The following is a 17,740-nucleotide window of genomic DNA, read 5'->3' as shown; positions in this document are numbered from 1 at the left end:
CGTCTGATCGCTCGCGTACGAGAGTACGGCCACTTCCGCAAATCAATCAAGGTATTTTTGACCTGCGGTTTTGTGGGTCACTTCACGGGCCTCGAAGAGAACCGGGCCCCCGATTCGACCGTCTAAGTCAGTGATGACGGCTTCGTCATCATCCTTGAATACTCAAGGGATTTGGGGCTCCCCCTGAGGCTCGGCCGAGGTCCTGATGAGACCCTCCTGCATGACCGACACGACCAGGTCGCCGTTCTGCGTGAACACCTGGCCCCTGGCCAGGCCGCGGGCGCTTCCGGCGAACGGGGTGTCCTGGTAGTAGAGCAGCCAGTCGTCGGCGCGGAACGGCCGGTGGAACCACATGGCGTGGTCGAGGCTGGCGCCCATCGTCCGCTGGTCGCCCCACGCGAGCCCCTGGTTGAGCAGCACGGTGTCGAGCAGCGTCATGTCGGAGGCGTAGGTCATCAGGCACACGTGCAGCATCGGGTCGTCGGGCAGTTCGCCGTCCACCTTGAGCCACACCTTCGACTCGGGCGTCCTCAGGGCCGGGTCCTTGGCCGCCTCCCAGGTGAGCGGCGTGGCGTGCCGGACGTCGAAGGGCCGTCCCTCCACGAACTCCACGGCGCCGCGCTCCCCGAACAGCGGCGTGAACCGCTCGAGCGCGGTCGGCAGCGTCTCGGGGTCGGGCGCCTCGGGCATGGCGGCCTGGTGCGCGGGGCCGTCCTCGACGATCTGGAACGAGGCGGACAGGCTGAAGATCGCCTTCCCGTGCTGGATGGCCAGCACCCGCCGGGTGGTGAACGACCTCCCGTCCCGCACCCGGTCGACGGTGTAGACGATCGGGACCAGCGGGTCGCCCGGCCGGATGAAGTAGGCGTGCAGCGAGTGCACGGGCCGGTTCACCGGGACGGTCCGTCCCGCGGCGACCAGCGCCTGCCCCGCCACCTGCCCGCCGAAGACACGCTGCCGGCGCTCCTCGGGACTGCGGCCGCGGAAGATGTCGTTCTCGATCTGCTCGAGGTCGAGCAGCTCCAGCAGTGCCTTCAAGGAAGCCTTCACACCAGCGATTCTCCCAAACAATCCGAAGTGACCGCACTCTCCCCCAACCCGGCCGACACCCGAGCACGTTTCCGTCTCTCAGAAGCCATCCGCACAAGCACCCCACTTACCCCGCCCACCTCGCAGCAAGCCCTCAGGCTGTGTCTCAAAGTCCCGGCCTACGGTGCTCGCCTGGCGGCTCGCCCCTAACCGGGCCTTGGCGAGCGCGGCATCGCTTCGCGATCTGGACGGTGATGCTCGTCTCCGGCATCGCACCACCGTCCAGGTAACGCGCTCGGGCGGCACCTGAGGCCACTTCGAGACAGGCCCTAGTAGGACTTTGTTAGTTCGGTATCATATGGGATGATCTTGGTGTGACTCCGGCTGAGCTGGCTGAGGTTCGTGGCCGTCTTGAGGACTTCGCGGGTGAGATTTTCACGCCGTTCGCGCGTCGTGAGCAGCGCTTGAACGGCGGGCTGTATCTGCGGGGGCTGATGCTGGACGGGCGGCGTAAGTCGATGCAGCCGATGGCCGAGCGCCTGGGGGTCGATCATCAGCGGCTGCAGCAGTTCATCACGTCCTCGACGTGGGATTTCGTGGCGGTGCGGCGGAGGTTGGCGGATCGGTCGCTGCGGGTGGTGGAGCCGGAGGCGTGGCTTCTGGACGACACCGGACACCTCAAGGACGGGGACGGGTCGCCGTGTGTGGCCCGGCAGTACACCGGGACGGCGGGCAAGGTGACCAACTGCCAGATCGCGGTGAGCGTGCATGCGGTCACCGACGCCTGCTCGGCCCCGCTGAACTGGCGTTTGTTCATGCCCGAGCGGTGGGATGACACGCTGGCCGCCGATCCGCAGGAGGCGGGGCGGATCGCCGAGCGGCGCAGGCGCTGCGGCATCGGCGATCAGGTACGGCATCGTCCCAAATGGCGGCTCGTCCTGGACATGATCGACGAACTGGCCGCCTGGGGGCACATGCCGCCGCTGGTCGTCGGTGACGCCGGATACGGCGACAACACCACCTTCCGGCTGGGACTGACCGAGCGCGGCATCGGCTATGTGATGGCTGTCAAGGCCGCCACCAGCGCCTACGACGGCGACGCGGTGCCGGTCACGCCGGCCTATTGCGGACGCGGCCGCCCGCCCGGGCCACGCTACGCCGGGGATGCCTCCAACCTCCGTGACCTGGTGCTGGCCGCCGGCCGCGCGAGCCTGCGGCGGGTGACCTGGCGCCAGGGCACCAGGAAGACCGCGGCCAACCCCACCGCCAAACTGCGTTCACGCTTCACCGCGATCCGGGTACGTCCCGCCAACCGGGACATCCCCAAAGCCGCCGACGGCAGTGTGCCCGCGTGCTGGCTGCTGGCCGAGTGGCCGCCCGGTGAGCCCGAGCCCACCGACTACTGGCTTTCCACGCTGCCCGAAAACACCCCGATCAAGACCCTCGTACGCCTGGCCAAGATCCGCTGGCGGATCGAACACGACTACCGCGAACTCAAGACCGGCCTCGGCCTCACCCATTTCGAGGGCCGCTCCTGGACCGGCTGGCACCGCCACGTCACCCTGGCCTCGGCCGCACACCTCTTCCTCACCGAACTACGCCTGGCCAGCCCAAAAGCGGCCGGGGCGGCCTGAGTCTCTACAAGATTCTCAAACAGCTCCAAGTGCTGCTCGCCACCTGGAGCGGCCGATGCCCCACATGCCACCAGCACCCACCATGACGAACTAACAAAGCCCTACTAGAAGACTGCTGAAGATCTTGTTAGAGGGGCTGTCCGGCCGTGGGCCGGACAGCCCCTCTGTGGTCATGCGTTGGCCGAGGACAGATGCCAGGTGCTGTTGGTCCGGGTGAGTCCGAGGTTGATGAGTCGGCGGAGGTTGAGGGCGGCGGCCCGGGTGTGCAGCCAGGCGTCGCCTGCGATGGTGCCGCGGTGGCGCAGGCGGCGGTTGCCGTGGTGGACGAGCCAGGCGACGGCGCGTTCGACCGGTGGTCTCCAGCGGCGGTAGTCGGCTTGCCAGGCCGGATCGCCGGCCGCCTGGCGGCGGGCGGCGGCCTGGAGGTCGTGGTGGGGGCGGATGGTCAGGATGCGGCCGGCCTTGGCGTTGGTGCACCGCTCGCGCAGGGGGCACCCGGTGCAGAGCTTTCCGAACGTGGCTTTGCGCTGGTGGTGTCGCCCGCCGGGTTCCGTTAAGGGAGCGGTGTGCCCGGCGGGGCAGGTCACGGTGCCGGTGGTGGTGTCGATGGCGAAGTCGTCCAGGGTGAAGCCGCCGGGGATGGCGGGCCGCAGCGGGGCGGGTTTGATGAACAGCCGGTGCCCGGCGGCGGTGAGGGCCCGGCGGGCCTGGCCGGTGGAGTAGGCGGTGTCGCCGAAGACCTCCACCGGCGTGTCCTCGCAGGAGAGCAGGTCCAGGCCGACGACGGCCTCATGGTGGGCGGGCCCGGCGCCCGGTCGCAGGGCCACGGCGGTGAACAGGCCGGTTTCGGGCTCGACGGCCAGGTGGGCCTTGAAGCCGTCCTGGCGGTGGCTGCGGGTCTTGTGGACATGCCTGGCCTGGGGATCGACGACCGAGATCACCCGGTCGGGGGCGGTGCCGTCGGTGATGCGCCAGCGTCCGTCGCGGCCGTCGGACCCGCCGGCCGGTTCGACGTCCTGACCGGCGACCAGGGCCAGGATGCCGACCGCGTTCGCGGCCCGTTCGCCCAGTTCCTGCTCGGGCAGGTGCCCCAGCAGCCGCAGCGCGTCGGTGACCAGCGCGTCCACCAGCTCGGCGCGGGCCTGCTCATCGTCCCAGGCGATGCGGGGCTTGCCCGCCTGGGCGTAGTCGTGCGCGGTGCACCGGGCGGCGGCGACCCCGGCCGCTCCCGGCACCTCGCGGATCACCGCCCGGACGGCGGCGATCAGCTGGGTGACGGTGTCCTGGGTGGCCACCGCATCGTCCAGCACGGTCGAGTCCAGCGCCCGCCGCTGCCGGCCCTTGAGCACCCCGGTCGCCTGGACGACCTGCCGGACGGCCTCGAAAATCCGGTCCGGCCGGGCCGAACGCGCCAGCCGGCGACGGAAGTAGGCCAGCAGCGACGGGTGGAACGCGGTGTCGTGAAGGCCCAGCCCGCAGGCGGCCTTCCACCGCAGGTCACACCGCAACTCCTGCACCGTCTCAAAGTCCGACAGCCCGTGCAGGGCCTGCAGCAGGATCGCCGCGGCAAGGATCTGCGGCGGCATCGAGGGCCGCCCGTTGGCCGAGGGATACATGTCGGCGAACATCTCCGCCGGGAACAACGCGCCACGGTGCTCGGCCAGGAACGCGAACACGCTCCCGGCCGGGATCAGCTCCCGGCACGTCTCCCACACATCCGGACCGACCCTCTCCCCGGCCCATTCACCCATCACCACACCACACCACACTGGCCCCGCCGCAACCGCGACGGGGCCAGAACCCCAAGATCTTCAGCAGTCTTCTAGAACCGCTCGACCCGCTGCGCGGCAGTCCTCCTGGCCGATCCGGGGCTTCGCGGGGTCGGGTCAGGGGGGTGGGGAGGTGCTTGTGCACAGGGAGAGGACGGCTTCGGCGTAGCGGTCCAGTTTGACCTTGCCCACGCCGGGGATCTTGGCCAGCTCCTCCGCGGAGCCGGGGTTGTGTTCGGCGATGGCCTGGAGGGTGGCGTCGGTGAAGACGACGTAGGCGGGGATCTTCTGGTCGGCGGCGGTCTGGGAGCGCCAGTCCTTGAGGGCGAGGAGGAGGTCCTCGTTGAGCTCGGCGGGGCAGTTCTCGCAGCGGCCCAGCTTGCGTTCGATGGCGGCGGTCAGGGGGCGGCCGCAGACGCGGCAGGGTTGGGGGCCCTTGCCGGCGCGGCGGTGGGTGCGGTCGACGCGGGCCGGGACGGGGGTCATGGTCTTGGGGGTGAGGCCGTCCAGGAAGCGGGACGGGCGGCGGCGCCGGGCGCCGCCCGGGGAGCGGGACAGCGCCCAGGAGAGCGACAGGTGCTCGCGGGCCCGGGTGATGCCCACGTACAGCAGGCGGCGCTCCTCCTCGACCTGCTCCGGGGTCTCGGCGTAGATGATGGGGAGGGTGCCCTCGACCACGCCGGTAAGGAAGACCGCGTCCCACTCCAGGCCCTTGGCGGCGTGCAGCGAGGCGAGCGTGACGCCCTCCAGCGGCGGGGCGTGCTGGGCGGCGGCGCGCTCCTCCAGCTCGGCCACGAACTCCGGCAGCCCGGCGCGCGGGTCGTCGGCGGCGATGTCCTCGGCGAGCTGGGCGAGCGCGGCCAGCGACTCCCAGCGGGAGCGGACCGCGCCCGAGCCCTCGGGCGGGCGGTCGGAGAACCCGGCGCCCGACAGGACGTGCCGGACGGTGGCGATCAGGCCGGTGCCGTCGGTCTCGGCGTCGGCGCCGGCCCGGGCGGCGCCGCGCAGCCGGATCACCGCCTCGCGGACCTCGGGCCGCTCGAAGAACCGCTCGGCGCCGCGCAGCACGTAGGGCACGCCGGCGGCGGCCAGCGCCGACTCGTAGGCCTCGGACTGGGCGTTGACGCGGTAGAGGACGGCGATCTCGCGGGCGGGCACGCCCTCCTCGACCAGCTTGCGGGCGCGGCGGGCGATGTCGTCGGCCTCGGCGATCTCATCGTCGTACTCGTTGAAGACGGGGTCGGGGCCGTCGGGGCGCTGCGCGACCAGCTCCAGCCGGTGGCGGCGGGCGGCCTCGCCCCTGGCTTGTCCGATGACGCCGTTGGCCAGCCGCACGACCTGGGGGGTGGAGCGGTAGTCGCGGACCAGCTTCACCACCTTGGCGTCGGGAAACTGGCGGGTGAAGTCGAGCAGGTAGGAGGGGCTGGCGCCGGTGAAGGAGTAGATGGTCTGGTTGGGGTCGCCGACCACGCACAGGTCGTCGCGGCCGCCGAGCCAGGTGTCGAGGAGCAGCTTCTGCAGCGGGTTGACGTCCTGGAACTCGTCGACGACGAAGTGCCGGTACTGCTCGCGGACCTGGGCGGCGACCTCGCGGTGCTCGGTGAGCACGGCGGCCGTCAGCTCGAGCATGCCCTCGAAGTCGAGCAGGTTGCGCTCGCGGCGCAGCGTCTCGTACATGTCGTAGACGCGGGCGACGTCGGCCACGTCGACGGTCATCTTGCGGGAGGCGGTGGCGACCGCGCCTGCGTAGTCCTCCGGGCGGTGCTGGGTGACCTTGGCCCATTCGATCTCGCTGGCGATGTCGCGCAGCTCGGTGCGGCCGAACGCCAGCCGGCAGGCCCGGACGGCGTCCGCCACCAGCGCGATCTTGGACTCGATGATCTTGGGGGGTTCGCCGCCGATCACCCGCGGCCAGAAGTAGGTCAGCTGGCGCAGGGCGGCGGCGTGGAACGTGCGGGCCTGCACGCCGGGCGCGCCCAGCTGCCGCAGCCGGGCGCGCAGCTCGCCGGCCGCCCGGTTGGTGAACGTCACGGCCAGCACCCGCTGCGGCGCGACCACGCCGGTCAGCGCGGCGTACGCGATCCGGTGCGTGATGGCCCTGGTCTTGCCGGTGCCGGCGCCCGCCAGCACGCAGACCGGGCCCTTCACCGCCTCGGCCACGGCCCGCTGCTCCGGGTCGAGCCCCGCCAGTACACGCTCAGCCTCCATGCCCCCATCCTGGCACCAGGCGGGGACCGGATCGGCCTCCTGCCGGGTCTGTGGATAACCTCCTTGAGCGGAATGCGAGGCGCCGGCCGGGTGTTGTCGCCATCGCCTGAATCGTTCGATCGCCCTACGCACCACATCAGTCGCAGTGTCAGACGAAGGAGACGACGCGCCGATGGCCACGCCCACCACGGACCAGGCGAACGCGCCCACCGGGCCGCTCACCATGTACACCACGACCTGGTGCGGCTTCTGCAGGCGGCTCAAGAGCCAGCTCGCCCGGGACGGCATCGAGATGGTCGAGGTCGACATCGAGCGCGACCCGGCCGCGGCGGATTTCGTGATGAGCGTCAACGGCGGCAACCAGACGGTGCCCACGGTCGTCATCGACACGCCGGAGGCCGGACGGCACGTGCTGACCAACCCCAGCGCCAAGGAGGTCAAGCGCCTCCTCGGCGTCTGAGACTCTCCCCGGGACGTCAGAACGGGGGCATGTCCGGGAGCGGGCCCCCGTACCAGCGCATGATGAGCTGGGCCGCTATGGAGAGCGGGCCGGGTGACACGATCCGGCCGCTTTCCAGGGCGTCCCTCAGCTCGTCACGGGTGTACCAGGCCGCGTCCAGGATCTCCTCGGGATCGGGGCGCAGTTCCTGGTCGCCTCGTGCGCGCGCGAAGAAGCCCAGCATGAGGCTCTGCGGCAGCGGCCACGGCTGGCTGCCCAGGTACTGGATGTCGTCGATGTCCAGGCCGACCTCCTCGCGCACCTCGCGGGCGACGGCCTGTTCCAGGGACTCGCCCGGTTCGACGAAGCCGGCCAGGATCGAGCGGCGGTCGGCGGGCCAGCTCGGACCGCGCGCCAGCAGGACGCGGTCCTGGTCGTCGCGGACGAGCATGATGACGGCCGGGTCCACGCGGGGGAACTGCTCGGAGCCGTCGGCCGGGCACACGCGCACGTGGCCCGCCGCGGTGACCTCCGTGCGTCCGCCGCAGCGCGGGCAGTACGGGTTGGTCGCGTGCCAGTGCTCCAGGGCGACCGCGTGGGTGAGCAGGCCCGAGTCCTGGTCTCCCAGGAGCGCGCCCACTCGCCTCAGGCCCGCCCGCTCCGCCCCCTCGATGGTGGGGAGCGTTCCTCGTACGACGAAGTAGGCGACGCCTTCGTCGTCCACGCCGAGCAGGTAGCGCTCCCCCTCGGGGGCCTTGCCGGAGGGCGTGAAGACCAGTGCGGGGCCCGGATCGTAGGACACGAGCACGCGTCCGCCCTCGATCGTGAACACCCGCGTGCGCGGGTCCGCCCAGGTGGCCTCCACCCAGTCCTGGTCACGGCGGCGCTCGGCGGCCCTGTCCAGGGTGCCGCGCGCCAGAGCCAGCCATTCCAGCATCGACTCGGTGGGCGGCTCGGTCTTCGCGTCTGTCAACGACCCTCCTCTTGTACGGCCCGGTCTCTCATCATGCCGACCTCGTGCCGGCCACGCGCCGTCCTCAGGAAGAACGCAACGCGGTGGCGAACTCGTCCCACAGGTAGGCGGCCGCCTCGGCGCCCTTGAGGAGCAGCGGCATCTCGACCTTCTCGTTGGGGGCGTGGATGCGGTCGCCGTTGAGGCCCACCGCCAGGAACACCAGCGGGGCCTCCAATATGTCCGCCAGATCGGCCTCCGGGCCGCTGCCGCCCTCCCGGGTGAACAGCACCTCCTTGCCGAACGCCTTCTCCATGGCGCGCCTGGCCGCCTGCACGCCGGCCGAGCGGATCGGCGAGAAGCAGGGGCGCACGCCGCCGCCCGGGATGGTGACCTCGGCGCGCACGCCGGGCGGGGTGTTCTGCTCGACCCAGGCGCGGAACGACTCCTGCACCTTGCCCGGCTCCTGTCCGGCGACCAGCCTGAACGAGATCTTGGCGTGTGCCTCACGGGGGACGATGGTCTTCCCGCCGGGGCCGGTGTGGCCGCCCCACATGCCGTTGATCTCGGCTGTTGGACGCGCCCAGACCCGCTCCAGGGTGGTGTAGCCCTTCTCTCCGTACGGGGCTCGGCTGTTGCCCGCGGTGCGGAGCCACTCGGCCTCGTCGAAGGGGAGGCGGGCGAACAGGTCGCGCTCCTCGTCCGTGAGCGGGACGACGTCGTCGTAGAAGCCGGGGACGGTGACGCGGCCGTCGGCGTCGTGCAGGGCCGTCAGGAGAGCGGCCATCGCGTGCAGCGGGTTGGGGACGGCCCCGCCGAAGGACCCCGAGTGCAGGTCGCGCTCCGGGCCGTACAGGGCCACCTCGGCTTCGGTGAGGCCGCGCATGCCCGTGCACATGGACGGGACGTCCTCCGACCACATCGTGGTGTCGCTGATGACGACAACGTCGCAGGACAGCCGTTCGCGATGCGTGCGCAGAAGCTCGGCGAAGTGCACCGAGCCCGACTCCTCCTCCCCCTCCACCAGCAGCTTGACGGTGACGGGCGGCGCGGTCGCGCCCGAGGCCGCGAGCCCGGCGCGGATCCCGAGGGTGTGGAAGAACACCTGCCCCTTGTCGTCGGACGTGCCGCGGCCGATGAGCCGGTCGCCCTTCTCCACGGGGGTGAACGGGTCGGTCTCCCACTCGTCCAGCGGCTCGACCGGCTGCACGTCGTGGTGGCCGTAGACGACGACCGCGGGCGCGTCCGGGTCGGCGGCGGGCCATTCGGCGAAGACGGCGGGATGGCCGGGCGTCTCCCAGAGCTCGACCGTGGGGAAGCCGATGCCGCGCAGGTAGGAGGCGAGCCAGTCGGCCGAGCGCCGTACGTCCGCGCTGCGCTCGGGATCCCCCGAGATGGAGGGGATGGCGAGCCACTCCTTCAGGTCGGCGAAGAACCGCTCCTTGCTCGCCCCGATGTATTCGGAAACGTCCACCAGCTATCTCCTTGTGCATGTTTCTGACGCCGCTCCGGCCGCTCCCGGCGGCGGGCGACTTGCGGAAGGCGCCGGCACCGGCATAGGACAAGGGCAGGCGAACGAGCGTCGGGAGGCCCCGTGATCCTGATTGACCCGCCCCTGTGGCCCGCGCGGGGACGTGTGTGGTCGCACATGGTCAGCGACGTGTCGTTCCAGGAGTTGCACGTCTTCGCGGCCGATCTCGGGCTGCCTCCACGGGCCTTCGAACGCGACCACTACGACGTGCCCTCCGAACTCTACGGCGCCGCGGTCACTCTCGGGGCCGAGGAGGTCGGCTGCCAGGAACTCCTGCACCGGCTCACCCGCGCGGGCCTGCGCCGCCGCAAGTTCGCCCGCGCCTAGCACCCTCCCTGTGCCCCCAGGGAGGGTGCCATGCGGTCTATGAGCGGGATGCGCCGCCCAGCGGTTCGCCGGACGGGGCTAAGAGGGCGGGGTGGCCTTGAGGAGCATGAGTTCGGTCTCAAGGTTGCGGCGGGCCTGGGCCTCGAACCGTTCGCGCGCCTGGGGCGTGTGGAAGAGCGCCGGGAGGGCCAGCAGGCCGCTGAGCACCTCCGCTCGCCCGACCCTGAAGAACTCCTCGGGGACGAAGCCGTACTCCTCCCGCACGGCCGAGGCGTAGGCCGCGTACCGTTCCGGGTCGGCGCCCAGGATCGCCAGGTCGGCGTCGCACAGCACCTGGCCGTTGCGGTCGCCGGCCTGGGGGGCGTGCGTCTCGGTCAGCTCCACCAGCCGGATGACCTCGGCGACCACGTCGTCGGCCAGGTCGGTGTCGGCCAGCATGCGGCCGGCCAGGCGGGCGCTGCGCTCCTCGTTGTCGGCGCGTTCGGGGTCGTAGACGGCGTCGTGGAACCATGCGGCCAGGCGTACGGCGTCGGGGGCGTCGGCGTGCCCGGCCAGTTCGTCCACGAGGTCCAGGACGGCGGTGAGGTGCTCGCGCGTGTGGTAGCGGCGGTGCTTCTCGCCGTAGCGCGCGTCGAGCTCCGCCCCTATGCGGCGCGTCTGGGGGCCGGCCAGCGCGACCCAGCGATCGACCAGATCCATGGTCCCCATCCTGTCGGACGGGGGCCCGCGAGACACGCCCGGCGCCTTGCTTGCACCGGGCCCGCGGCCCCGACACTATGGGTGCCTTCTTCGAGTTAGGCAAGCCTTACCTCAGTACAGGAAGGTGGCCGTGGGCGCCCCGCTCTCCGCCTCGCTCCCCCTCGTCCTCGTGGCCGGGAAGGTCACCGACTCGGTGACGTCCGGGTTCCTGCCCGCCGCCGCCCGGCTCGCCCCCGCGTCCGCCGGCCGCGCGCCCGTCACGGTGCTCACCGACCGGCCGGACGAGCACGCCGAGGTGTTCGACGGCCCGATCGTCCGGTGCGAGGTGTCCGACTACCGCGACATCATCGCGCGGTGCGAGGACCTGGCCGGGCCGGGCGCGCCCGCGGCGCTCTTCTCCAACAGCGACTTCCTGCAGGCCCCCACCGCCCTGGCCGCCGCGTATTACGGGCTGCCCGGCAAGGACTGGAGGGCGGCCACCCGCGCCAAGAACAAGGCCCTCATGCGGCGCCATCTGGCCGGGATCGACCCCGTCTTCTCTGCGGCGGCGGACAGGGTGCCCGGCAACGCCCCGTACCCACTGGTCCTCAAGCCTCGCGAAGGGGTGGCCAGCGAGGACGTCTTCCTCGTGCACGACGCCAGGGAGTTGGCCGCACGCCGAGCGGAGATCCGGGCACGGCGCTCCGATCCCCTCGTCGCGGAGGAGTACCTGCCCGGGGAACTGCACACCCTGGAAACGCTCGGGGACGGCCACTCGCTGCGTGTGCTCGGTTCGTTCCATACGAAGCTGTCGCCGCCCCCCTATTTCATCGAAGAGCGGCTCGCATGGGCGCCGCCTCTCCCCGAGACGGGCCAGGTGATCGCGCAGTTGGAGGCGCTGGGCGTGGGCTTCGGGGCCTGCCACACCGAGTTCGTCGTGCACGAAGGGCGCGCGCGGCTGATCGAGGTCAACTACCGGCTCATCGGCGACCACTGCGACTTCCTCATGGCGGACCTGCTCGGGGTGCCCCTCTTCGACTGGATCCTCCGGGTGCATCTGGGCGAGCGCCTGCCCGCCTACGAACCCCCTGCGGACGGCGAGGGCCGCCACGCCGTCGCCGAGGTCGTCCTTGCCGAACGGGACGGCGTCCTGGCCGCGGCCCCCCAGCCCATGGAACTGACCGACGGCGGCGTGCACGTGTCGTACCGGCCGCAGCGCAAGGTCGGCGAGCGGATCGCCGTCACCCGCACCAACCGCGACTTCCTGGGGACGATCCGCGCCATCGGCCCCTCTGAGCACGAGGTCGAATCAGCCCTGGAGCGCTTCCGCAAGGCGCACTCCTGGACGATCGCGTGAACGAGGCCACGCTCGCCGCGCGGGTGCTCGACGCCCTCTTGCGCGAGGACTACGCGGGTCTTCGCCGCTTCGCCAGAGGGCGGACCCTGGATCTGCCCGGCGGCGGCAGGAGAAGCGTGCGCCTCATCGGCGGGGGCTTCCTTTCGACCCACGTCGTGGACCCGGCACAGGATCTGAGGCTCGACGATGTCCTCGCCCTGGTGCGGTCACTGGCCGACCCGCGCGATGACGTCGCGGCCTTTGAACGGGAGTGCCGGGAGATGTTGGCCACGGCGCGCCTGCACGAGTCGGCCCAGCCCGCCGTACTGGAACGGCTCGCGCGCCTGCCCGACGAGCTGCGCGTCGGCCCCGGCGCCTACTACGAGACCCTCGCCGCCTACACCGACCACCCCGTCCACCCCATGGGCCGCTGCCGCCTTGGGCTGGAGCCGGAAGACCTGGAACGCCACGCGCCCGAGTTCGCGCCGACGTTCCCGATGCACTGGGCACGAGTCCCTTCGGAGCGGGTCACGGAAATGGGAGTGCTGCCTGAGTGGTGGCCCGGAGACGGCCTCTTCCCTGTGCACCCCCTGACGGTGCCCCACCTCACGGGCGTGACGTTCGCTCCAGAGCCGCGTGTCCCCGTCGCCCCGACGCTGTCGATGCGCAGCATGGTCGTGGAGGCGGACCGGCTCACGCACTTGAAAGTCCCTCTGCCCACCAGCACCCTGGGGCTGCGCAACAGGCGGACGATCGTTCCGCGCACGCTTCCCGACGGCGCCCTGGCCGAACGCCTCCTCCGCCGCGTCCTCCAAGAAGAACCGCGACTCCCCATCCTGCTGGCCGACGAGCAGACCTACGGGCACGCTGATTCACCCCTGCTCGCCTACCTGGTACGCCGCTTCCCACCCGAAACGGCGCGCGCGCACGTCGTCCCGGTCGCGGCCCTGCTCGCACGCGCACCCGAGGGCGGGTTCGTCATCGAACGCTGGGACGTGCCCACGCTCTTCGGCGCCTACCTGGACGCGCTGCTGTCCTGGAACGTCACCTTGTTCCGGCGCGGCATCGCCCTGGAGGCGCACCAGCAGAACGTGTCCCTCGTCCTGGACGCGGCCTTTCCCCAGGACGGACTGGAGGGCGGCGGGCTGAAGCTGCTCGTCAAGGACTATGACGGCACCCTCGTACTCGGGGACGGAGAGTCCCACGAGGGCTCGTTCATCGATCCCCGCATGGCGACGCAGGACCCCGAGGCGCTGGCCAGGGTCTTCGTCACCATCACGCTCCACCTGTGCGCCGCCGCGCCCGCCTTCGGGCTGGCCGAGCGGGGGCTGCTGCCGCTGCCGGACGGTCTGGCGATGATCCGCGACCGGCTCGACGCGGCGCTCGGCCCCGGGGACGCCTTCCTCCGGGCCCGCACCCTGGACGCCGGCACCCTGCCGACCAAGGCGATGGTCACCGCCGGAACCCTCGTCGACAAGGCCCGCACCGGCTCCGCCGACATCAACAAGCACTACGGCCCGCCGGGGCCCAACTACCTTCGGGACGACACGTGTTGCTGACACGACCGGCTCTCACCGCCGACGACGCCACCGCCACCGCCCTGCTGAACTGCCTCGTCCGGGAGGTGTGCGCGCCCGAGCAGCAGGTGCGGGAGGACGGAGGGCACCTGGTGGTGCGGCTGCCCCGCGTCGGGGTCACGCTCCGCACGGGCCTGGCCAGGCCCCCGTCCGGCCCCACCTACAGGCTCGCTCCCCCGTTCGAGGAACACCGCGACTCCGCCTGGATCGCCACCGGTTGGGACCGGCTGGCCGACCTGGTGACGGGCGAGCTGGAACTGGCCACCGGCCAGGCCAATCCCGAATTCCTCGCACAGGTGCGCGACAGCCACTCCACCCTGGCCGCGCTTCTGCGGGCGCGCGAAGAATCACCGGCGGACCCCTCCGTCGACGCCTACGTGGAATCGGAGCAGTCCCTGCTCTCCGGGCACCGTTTCCACCCCTCGCCCAAGGCGCGCCAGGGCGACCCGGCCCAATGGCTGCCGTACGCGCCGGAGACCAGGGCTCGCTTCCTCCCGCGCTGGCTCGCCGTACGGGAAGAGTTGCTGATCGAGGAGGGGGACCGCGCCGCGTTCTCCGTCCTGGACGAGCTGGGCCCCGCCGCACCGCCCGGCCATCGCCTCCTGCCCGCCCACCCGTGGCAGCTCTCGCTCCTGGCCGACCGCCCCGTCCTGCGCCGGGCCTTCGCCGAGGGGCTGCTCCACGACCTGGGACCCGCCGCCCCCGAGGTGGCGCCCACATCGTCGGTCCGCACGGCCTACGTGCCCGCCGCCGACGTCTTCTGCAAGTTCAGCCTGGACATCCGCATCACCAACTGCGTCCGTAAGAACGCCTGGTACGAACTGACCGGCGCGGTGGCCCTCAACGAGATCGTCCAACCCGTCTTCGCCTCACTGGACGGCTGCACGTTCCTGGCCGAACCCGCCTACCGCAGCGTCGCCCTGGCCGACCGGAGACTGCACGAGGGACTCGGGGTGATCCTGCGCCAGGGCGTGGGCGGGCTGAAGGGAACGCCCCTTCTCTCCGCCGCCCTGGCCGATCCCTACGGCGACACCCTCTCCGGGCTCCCGGCTCTGGCCACCCCGGAAGGCGCCCTCGCCTGGTGGGACGCCTACGTACGGCACGTGGCACGTCCCGCCCTGCGCGTGTACCTGCAACACGGGATCGTCCTGGAGGCCCACCTGCAGAACGTCCTGGTCGCCGTGGACGACGAGGGGATGCCGGTCCAGACGGCCTTCCGCGACCTGGAGGGGACCAAGCTCACCCCGGCCTGGCACGACCGTCTCGCGGCCCTCCCGCCCCGCGTGCGCGACGCCCTCACCTACGATCCGGGACGCGCCTGGAACCGCGTCGTGTACTGCCTCCTGGTCAATCACCTGACCGAGATAGCGGCGGCCGTGGCCGACCTGCACCCCGGCATCGACGCGGAACTCTGGCCTGCGGCACGCCCCCACTTCGCCTCCTGCGGCGACCATCCGCAGCTGCGCGCGCTGCTGGCCGGGGTCCCCTTCCCCGCCAAGGCCAACCTGCGCGCGCGCTGGGCACGCACCGCCGACCGCACCGCGACCTACGTGCCCGTCCCCAACCCCTTCGCCGGATCATGACCCCGCACGGCTTTCTACGCGGTCTGACGCGGTTGCCGGCCTACGTCTACGACCTGAACGGCCTCAAGCAGCACGCCGCGTCCATCAGCGCGTCCATGAAGGGCGCCCTCGGTCCAGAGCTCTTCTACGCCGCCAAGGCCAACCCCGACGCGGCCATACTCCGCGCCCTCGACCCCCATGTGGACGGCTTCGAGGTGTCGTCCGGAGGCGAGCTGACGCACGTACGGGAGACCCTGCCCGCCGCGCGCCTCGCCTTCGGCGGCCCCGGCAAGACGGACGAAGAGCTGGCCTTGGCCCTCGATCTCGGCGTGGAGCGCATCCATGTGGAGAGCCCCCACGAACTGGCCCGTCTCGCCGAGATGGGACGCCGCGCCGCCGTCCTCCTCCGGGCCAACCTCCCGATCCGTACCGCCGGGGCCGCACTCCAGATGAGCGGCCCCTTCGGCATGGACGAGGAAGCCCTCAACGCGTGCGCGCACCGCATCGCCCACACCCCGCACCTCACCCTCAGAGGCGTCCACGCCCACCTGGCCTCCGGCCTGGACGCCCCCGCGATGCTCGACCTGGCGCGGCACATCATCGACTGGGCCCTGCCCTGGCTGGAGGCCCACGGCGTGGAGAGGCCCGAGCTCAACCTGGGCGGCGGCATGGCCGTGGACTACCGCTCCCCCGAATCCCGGTTCGACTGGGGGGCGTACGCAGCGGGCCTGCCCGACTGCGCGGCCAGGCTCCGCATCGAACCAGGGCGCGCCCTGACCGCCTACCACGGGTGGTACGTGACCGACGTCCTCGACGTGAAGACCACCCATGGCGAGACCTACGTCGTCCTGCGAGGGGGCACCCACCACCTGCGCACGCCCGTGACCAAGGGCCACGACCAGCCCTTCACCGTGCTGCCCCGGGACGGCGGCGGACGTACCGCGCCCGCCCCCGCCACGCTCGTCGGCCAGCTCTGCACGCCGAAGGACGTGTTCGCCCGCGACGTGCCGGTCCCGTCGTCCCTGCGCCCCGGCGATCTCATCGCCTTCGGCATGGCGGGCGCGTACGCCTGGAACATCTCCCACCACGATTTCCTGATGCACCCCAAACCGGCGTTCCACTACCTGAGCTGAACCGTTCCGCCCGGGTGGTGCATGATCGTCGGTTATGACCCGCTTCCGGCATGAGATCGGGCTGACCGCCCTGCCCCGCGACCTGGTCGAACACGCGACCGGGCTCCTGTACGAGGCCGCCGGGGAACTCCGCTTCGCCGACGGCGGCCGCCTCGACCTCGGGACTCCGACCGGCGCCGAGGCCGAGGCCGGTGTCGAGGCGGTGCGGCTCGTGCGCGGGCGGCACCTGGCCGACGGCGCCGCGTACGAGATCACCCTCTCCCCGGAGGGGGCCTGGCGCGCCGACGTGGAGGTGATCGCCTGGCGGCCGTCCGGGATCAGCAGGCTCCGGGTGAACGTCGCCGGCGGTCACGTCGCCGCGTGGGCGACCGTCGTCCTCGACCGCACCGGCGGCCGGCTGCGCGCCGTACGGGTGAGCGGCGACGGCCGCGGCACCGGCCCCTGGTGGAGCGGGACCAGGCTGATCCGCGTGTCCTGGGACGCGCGCGCCGATCTGCGCCGCTGGTGGGACGACGCCGCGTCCCGCCGCAGGAGCCAGGGCGGCGGTGACGCGGGGCCGGTGGCGGTCACGCTCACCGCGGGACCGTTCCGCGCCGGGCTGCGGGTGAGCGTCAGGAAGGCCGCCAAGGGCTGGGCCGTCACCCCGACGGCGATCGTGCGGGGCCGGGGCCCCGCCCTGCCGTTCGTCGCCGCGTTCCTGTTGTTCAGGCGGCGCAGGACGGCGATCGGCTACCGCAAGGCGCTGAACGGGTTCGCCCATACCTGGCGGCGGGAGTTCACGCCCAGGCTGGCGGCGTCCCCGGCGCGCGGGCCCCTGGTGCTGCGCGACGAGACGACCGTGACGGCCGTCCCGAAGGACTGGTTGGACGCCTTCACCGCCGCCCTGGGCGAGGCAGCCGAGGAGCGGCGGCCCAAGCGAGAGCGCCGCGAGCGGAAGGACGGCCCGGAGCCCGCCGTCACGCTCCTGCGGGACGGCCAAGGCGGGATCCGGATGGACGGCACGCGCGGGCACCACTCCTGGACGGCGTCCCTGCCGAGCCCGGGAAGCCGGACTCCTCTGCGCGTCACGGGCGAGCATGCCGTCCCAGGCCCGTGGGCGGCCCTCACCCGCCGGAACTGGCGGCTGGAGGCCGACCTGACCGCCGCGCCCTCGGTCAGGGCGTCCCTCGACCACCCGTTCATGTCGATGGCGGTGACGGTCGGCGGAACGCCGTCCGACAACGGCATGTGGCTGATCAATCCGCGGGTGACGGTAACCGGACGCGGGCCGGGCCGGCCGCTCCTCGATCTGGCGGGACTGCTGAACGAAGAAACGCTGAACGCCTCCTTTCGGGAAGAAGTCGAGCAGCATGCCGTGACATGGGAATCATCGATCGGCTCCCTGATCGGCAAAGACCCCGCCGAAGCGGCCGCCGACTTCTTGCACGACCTCGCCGATCCCCCTCCATCCAGTGCCTCCGACCAGCAGTGACAACGCGCAGAACGCCGTCGGCTCCGCGGTCACATATCGGGCGAAGGTGCGGGTATGGCGTGGTGGTCCGTCCGTCCACGATCCCGTGAAGGAG

The 17,740-nt window shown here is 71.7% G+C and carries 14 protein-coding genes; 8 read left to right on the top strand and 6 right to left on the bottom strand.

Features of this window, described 5'->3' with window-relative positions; all coding sequences use genetic code 11:
* Positions 1–162 precede the first annotated feature (162 nt).
* A complete protein-coding gene (locus ACZ466_RS31510; protein ID WP_378288613.1) occupies positions 163–1,050 on the bottom strand; it encodes an acyl-CoA thioesterase in 888 nt (295 codons plus the stop codon).
* 353 nt (positions 1,051–1,403) lie between these two features.
* Here ACZ466_RS31510 and ACZ466_RS31505 point away from each other — a divergent pair, with 353 nt between their 5' ends.
* Complete coding sequence (locus ACZ466_RS31505; RefSeq protein WP_378293577.1) at positions 1,404–2,663, top strand: IS701 family transposase; 1,260 nt, start codon at positions 1,404–1,406, stop codon at positions 2,661–2,663.
* A gap of 170 nt (positions 2,664–2,833) precedes the next feature.
* Here the strand turns inward: ACZ466_RS31505 and ACZ466_RS31500 are convergent, their stop codons facing one another.
* The gene (locus ACZ466_RS31500) at positions 2,834–4,417 is read right to left on the bottom strand and encodes an IS1182 family transposase (RefSeq protein ID WP_378293548.1); all 1,584 of its coding nucleotides are present in this window, start codon (positions 4,415–4,417) and stop codon (positions 2,834–2,836) included.
* Between the two features lie 132 nt (positions 4,418–4,549).
* On the bottom strand, positions 4,550–6,640 hold the full coding sequence (locus ACZ466_RS31495) for an ATP-dependent DNA helicase UvrD2 (RefSeq protein ID WP_378285044.1): 2,091 nt from the start codon (positions 6,638–6,640) through the stop codon (positions 4,550–4,552).
* Positions 6,641–6,812: 172 nt separating this feature from the next.
* On the opposite strand from ACZ466_RS31495, the gene ACZ466_RS31490 reads away from it, so the two are divergent.
* Complete coding sequence (locus ACZ466_RS31490) at positions 6,813–7,100, top strand: mycoredoxin (protein ID WP_378285045.1); 288 nt, start codon at positions 6,813–6,815, stop codon at positions 7,098–7,100.
* Positions 7,101–7,116: 16 nt separating this feature from the next.
* On the opposite strand, the gene nudC is transcribed toward ACZ466_RS31490, so the two are convergent.
* The gene (nudC, locus tag ACZ466_RS31485; protein ID WP_378285235.1) at positions 7,117–8,016 is read right to left on the bottom strand and encodes an NAD(+) diphosphatase; all 900 of its coding nucleotides are present in this window, start codon (positions 8,014–8,016) and stop codon (positions 7,117–7,119) included.
* 100 nt (positions 8,017–8,116) lie between these two features.
* Positions 8,117–9,505, bottom strand: a complete 1,389-nt coding sequence (locus ACZ466_RS31480) for a dipeptidase (RefSeq protein WP_378285046.1) — start codon at positions 9,503–9,505, stop codon at positions 8,117–8,119.
* Positions 9,506–9,625: 120 nt separating this feature from the next.
* On the opposite strand from ACZ466_RS31480, the gene ACZ466_RS31475 reads away from it, so the two are divergent.
* Positions 9,626–9,889 (top strand): DUF4031 domain-containing protein, encoded by a 264-nt coding sequence (locus ACZ466_RS31475; RefSeq protein ID WP_378285047.1) that lies wholly within the window; start codon positions 9,626–9,628, stop codon positions 9,887–9,889.
* Positions 9,890–9,967: 78 nt separating this feature from the next.
* Here ACZ466_RS31475 and ACZ466_RS31470 read toward each other — a convergent pair whose 3' ends face one another.
* Complete coding sequence (locus ACZ466_RS31470) at positions 9,968–10,588, bottom strand: HD domain-containing protein (protein ID WP_378285048.1); 621 nt, start codon at positions 10,586–10,588, stop codon at positions 9,968–9,970.
* Positions 10,589–10,718: 130 nt separating this feature from the next.
* Here ACZ466_RS31470 and ACZ466_RS31465 point away from each other — a divergent pair, with 130 nt between their 5' ends.
* From ACZ466_RS31465 to ACZ466_RS31445, 5 genes are read left to right on the top strand one after another with little or no spacing between them, the layout of a single operon-like run.
* A complete protein-coding gene (locus ACZ466_RS31465; protein WP_378285049.1) occupies positions 10,719–11,924 on the top strand; it encodes an ATP-grasp domain-containing protein in 1,206 nt (401 codons plus the stop codon).
* Complete coding sequence (locus tag ACZ466_RS31460) at positions 11,921–13,462, top strand: IucA/IucC family protein (protein WP_378285050.1); 1,542 nt, start codon at positions 11,921–11,923, stop codon at positions 13,460–13,462. The genes ACZ466_RS31465 and ACZ466_RS31460 overlap by 4 nt, the downstream gene beginning before the upstream one ends.
* The gene (locus ACZ466_RS31455) at positions 13,453–15,063 is read left to right on the top strand and encodes an IucA/IucC family protein (RefSeq protein ID WP_378285051.1); all 1,611 of its coding nucleotides are present in this window, start codon (positions 13,453–13,455) and stop codon (positions 15,061–15,063) included. Before ACZ466_RS31460 ends, ACZ466_RS31455 begins: the two co-directional genes overlap by 10 nt.
* 32 nt (positions 15,064–15,095) lie before the next feature.
* The gene (locus ACZ466_RS31450; protein ID WP_378285052.1) at positions 15,096–16,175 is read left to right on the top strand and encodes a type III PLP-dependent enzyme; all 1,080 of its coding nucleotides are present in this window, start codon (positions 15,096–15,098) and stop codon (positions 16,173–16,175) included.
* A 34-nt stretch (positions 16,176–16,209) separates the two neighbouring features.
* Positions 16,210–17,646, top strand: coding sequence for a hypothetical protein (locus tag ACZ466_RS31445; protein WP_378285053.1), 1,437 nt, complete (start codon positions 16,210–16,212; stop codon positions 17,644–17,646).
* Positions 17,647–17,740: the final 94 nt, after the last annotated feature.

The sequence above is a fragment of the Actinomadura rugatobispora genome (assembly GCF_055379765.1).
This window is presented reverse-complemented; position numbering and strand designations above follow the sequence as displayed.

Excerpts from the sequence above, each read along its gene's own strand:
- ACZ466_RS31495 (WP_378285044.1), bottom strand. The coding sequence starts at position 6,640 with ATGGAGGCTGAGCGTGTACTGGCGGGGCTCGACCCGGAGCAGCGGGCC.
- ACZ466_RS31490 (WP_378285045.1), top strand. The coding sequence starts at position 6,813 with ATGGCCACGCCCACCACGGACCAGGCGAACGCGCCCACCGGGCCGCTC.
- nudC (WP_378285235.1), bottom strand. The coding sequence starts at position 8,016 with ATGCTGGAATGGCTGGCTCTGGCGCGCGGCACCCTGGACAGGGCCGCC.
- ACZ466_RS31470 (WP_378285048.1), bottom strand. The coding sequence starts at position 10,588 with ATGGATCTGGTCGATCGCTGGGTCGCGCTGGCCGGCCCCCAGACGCGC.
- ACZ466_RS31445 (WP_378285053.1), top strand. The coding sequence starts at position 16,210 with ATGACCCGCTTCCGGCATGAGATCGGGCTGACCGCCCTGCCCCGCGAC.